The sequence below is a fragment of the Mycolicibacterium flavescens genome (genome assembly GCF_001722335.1).
Classification (GTDB): domain Bacteria; phylum Actinomycetota; class Actinomycetes; order Mycobacteriales; family Mycobacteriaceae; genus Mycobacterium; species Mycobacterium flavescens.
Genome location: NZ_MIHA01000051.1, coordinates 1 through 3,007, shown reverse-complemented (window position 1 = coordinate 3,007; position 3,007 = coordinate 1). Strand labels below are relative to the sequence as shown.

Below are 3,007 nucleotides of genomic sequence, written 5' to 3'. Positions count from 1 at the left end.
TGTGGAGTCGGCGGACGCGTCGACGTAGTTGGCGGTGCCGAACAGCTGGTTGGACGCGTGATGGTCGATGACCAGCACCTCGCGCGGCGGGTCGGCGAGTTCGCGCAGAGCGCCCAGCCGGTTGACGCTGGGGATGTCGACGGTCACCACGAGGTCGGCGTCGCGCTTCATTTCCTCGGGGGTGACGAGCAGGTGGCCGCCGGGCAGCGACTGCAACGACTCGGGCAGCGTGGCCGGGGCCGCGAAGCTGACCTGGACGCTCTTGCCCGCCTGGTCCAACACCAGCGCCAGGGCCAGGCCGGCGCCGATGGTGTCGGCGTCAGGATAGACGTGGCAGACCACGCTGACCGAGGCGGCCGCCGAGAGCAGACCCGCAGCGGCATGGGCGTCGACCCGCTCGCCTAGCGCAACGGCGTCAGTCGTCTTGTCTATCGCGGTCACCGGTGTCCTCAGAGTCGTCAAGCCCCCCAGAAACTGTCTGGCTTTCACCCTCACTGACACGGTACGGGTCCGCATCCCCGGCATGCTTGGCGCCTTGTCGAACTCTCGCCAAATCCTCATCCGCGGCGCGCGCCCGGGCGAGCAGTTCCTCCATCTTGACCGCGGCGTCGGGCACGGTGTCGCGCTCGAACGCCAACGTCGGAGTGAACCGCACACCCAGGCTGGCACCGACCTTGGAGCGCAGCACGCCCTTGGCCTTCTCCAGCGCCGCGGCGGCGCCCACATAGTCGGGCTCCTCCGACAGCGACGACCCCAGCACCGTGTAGTACAGCGTCGCGTCGTGCAGATCGTTGGTGACCTTGGCGTCGGTGATCGTCACACCGGCCAGCCGCGGATCCTTGATCTCGTACTCGATCGCCGATGCCACGATGGTGGAGATGCGCTTGGCCAGCCGCTTCGCCCGGGCCGGATCAGCCATGCCGAGTCCCTGTGTCTCTCACCGAGAGTGGGGATTGTGACGGATTCCGACCGGATTCGCGCCACAAGTCCCACGCTCGGCGAAGCAACCGAGCACCCACCTAGCCGCGCTCCTTCTCGACGAGCTCGTAGGTCTCGATGACGTCGCCTTCCTTGATGTCGGAGTAGGTCAGCGTCAGACCGCACTCGTAGCCCTCGCGGACCTCGGTGACGTCGTCCTTCTCCCGGCGCAGCGAGGACACCGTGAGGTTCTCGGCGACCACCACGTTGTCGCGCAGCAACCGGGCCTTGGCGTTGCGCCGCATGATCCCGGACTGGACGAGGCAGCCGGCGATGTTGCCGACCTTCGACGACCGGAAGATCGCCCGGATCTCGGCGCGGCCGAGTTCCTTCTCCTCGTAGACCGGCTTGAGCATGCCCTTGAGCGCCGCTTCGATCTCGTCGATCGCCTGGTAGATGATCGAGTAGTAGCGGATCTCGACACCCTCGCGGTTGGCCAGCTCGGTGGCCTTGCCCTCCGCGCGGACGTTGAAGCCGATGATGATCGCATCCGACGCCGACGCCAGGTTGACGTTGGTCTCGGTAACACCGCCGACGCCGCGGTCGATGACCCGCAGCTCGACTTCGTCGTCGATCTGGATGCCCAGCAGGGCCTCCTCGAGCGCCTCGACCGTACCGGCGTTGTCGCCCTTGAGGATCAGGTTCAGCTGGCTGGTTTCCTTCAGCGCCGAATCCAGGTCCTCGAGGCTGATGCGCTTGCGGCTGCGGGCGGCCAGCGCGTTGCGCTTGCGCGCGCTGCGCCGGTCGGCGATCTGCCGGGCGATGCGGTCCTCGTCGACGACCAGGAAGTTGTCACCGGCACCGGGCACCGACGTGAAGCCGATGACCTGGACCGGCCGCGACGGCAGCGCCTCGGTGACGTCCTCGCCGTGTTCGTCGACCATGCGGCGCACACGCCCGTAGGCGTCGCCGGCCACCACCGAGTCGCCGACCCGCAGCGTGCCGCGCTGGATGAGCACGGTCGCCACCGGGCCGCGGCCGCGGTCGAGGTGTGCCTCGATCGCCACGCCCTGGGCCTCCATGTCGGGGTTGGCCCGCAGGTCCAGCGACGCGTCGGCGGTCAGCACGACCGCCTCGAGCAGCGCCTCGATGTTGGTGCCGGCCTTGGCCGAGATGTCGACGAACATGGTGTCGCCGCCGTACTCCTCGGGCACCAGACCGTATTCGGTGAGCTGCCCGCGGATCTTGGCCGGGTCGGCGCCCTCCTTGTCGATCTTGTTGACCGCCACCACGATCGGCACGTCGGCGGCCTGCGCGTGGTTGACCGCCTCCACCGTCTGCGGCATGACGCCGTCGTCGGCGGCGACCACCAGGATCGCGATGTCGGTGGCCTTCGCACCGCGGGCACGCATGGCGGTGAACGCCTCGTGACCGGGGGTGTCGATGAAGGTGATCGGCCGCTCGTTGCCGTCGAGATCCACGGTGACCTGGTAGGCGCCGATGTGCTGGGTGATGCCGCCGGCCTCGCCCTCGCGGACGGTGGCGTTGCGGATCGTGTCCAGCAGTCGGGTCTTGCCGTGGTCGACGTGGCCCATGACGGTCACCACCGGCGGCCGGACCTCCAGGTCCTCCTCGCCGCCCTGGTCTTCGCCGTAGGTGAGGTCGAACGACTCGAGCAGTTCGCGGTCCTCGTCCTCCGGGGAGACGACCTGCACCTTGTAGTTCATCTCGCTGCCGAGCAGTTCGAGGGTGTCGTCACCCACCGACTGGGTGGCGGTCACCATCTCGCCGAGGTTGAACAGCGCCTGCACCAGCGAGGCCGGGTTGGCGTCGATCTTCTCCGCGAAGTCGGACAGCGACGCACCGCGGGCCAACCGGATGGTCTCGCCGTTGCCGTGCGGCAACCGCACACCACCGACGACCGGTGCCTGCATGTTCTCGTATTCGGCTCTCTTGGCGCGCTCGCCCAGCTGACCATGGCGGACTTCATCGCCGGTGGCGGCTACGACAAGCACATCCGGCGGATGCGGCTGCGGTACCGGCGGCGCCGCGACACGCTGGTCGAGGCGTTGGGGCACTTCGACATCGG

The 3,007-nt window shown here is 68.4% G+C and carries 2 protein-coding genes and 1 pseudogene; all 3 read right to left on the bottom strand.

Going from position 1 to position 3,007, the window contains the following annotated elements; all coding sequences use genetic code 11:
* On the bottom strand, positions 1-441 hold a 441-nt coding region (locus BHQ18_RS28770), incomplete at its 3' end, for a DHH family phosphoesterase (protein ID WP_205866215.1).
* Positions 416-919, bottom strand: coding sequence for a 30S ribosome-binding factor RbfA (gene rbfA / locus BHQ18_RS28765; protein ID WP_069417034.1), 504 nt, complete (start codon positions 917-919; stop codon positions 416-418). The genes rbfA and BHQ18_RS28770, both read right to left, overlap by 26 nt.
* Before the next feature lie 100 nt (positions 920-1,019).
* Positions 1,020-2,885 (bottom strand): annotated as a pseudogene (infB, locus tag BHQ18_RS28760) (translation initiation factor IF-2); the annotation flags it as partial.
* Positions 2,886-3,007 lie beyond the last annotated feature (122 nt).

Coding starts and splice junctions, on each gene's coding strand:
- rbfA (WP_069417034.1), bottom strand. CDS start 919: ATGGCTGATCCGGCCCGGGCGAAGCGGCTGGCCAAGCGCATCTCCACC.